Annotated in this window: 1 pseudogene; it reads left to right on the top strand. The window is 26.1% G+C overall.

Annotated features, from left to right (window positions below):
- A pseudogene (locus G3997_RS04325) lies at positions 1-350 on the top strand (MBL fold metallo-hydrolase); the annotation flags it as partial.
- Between the last annotated feature and the right edge of the window lie 39 nt (positions 351-389).

Below are 389 nucleotides of genomic sequence, written 5' to 3'. Positions count from 1 at the left end.
AAGGTAGAAATATATATYATGCTGGTGATTTAAACTGGTGGCACTGGGAAGGTGAAAATACAATAGAAGAAAATAAACATGCAGAATTTATATTCAAAGAAGAAGTAAATAAAATCAAGGGTAATACTTTTGATATAGCATTTATACCTTTAGATCCAAGACAAGGAAATGAGTTTTTCATTGGATTTGATACATTTATGAAAAATACAGATACTAAAGTAGCTATACCAATGCACTGTTGGGGAGATTACTCTGTTATAAAAAAATTAAAAGAATTAGAATGTTCTAAACTATATAAGGATAGAGTTGTAGATATAAACTATAAGAACCAAGAAATATATTTTAATTAATATATGTATAGTRTGTATGAAATAAAAAATCCATTGGAT

Origin of the sequence: Romboutsia sp. 13368, assembly GCF_018336475.1 — a bacterium.
In the GTDB taxonomy this organism is placed as follows: Bacteria; Bacillota; Clostridia; order Peptostreptococcales; family Peptostreptococcaceae; genus Romboutsia.
This window is presented reverse-complemented; position numbering and strand designations above follow the sequence as displayed.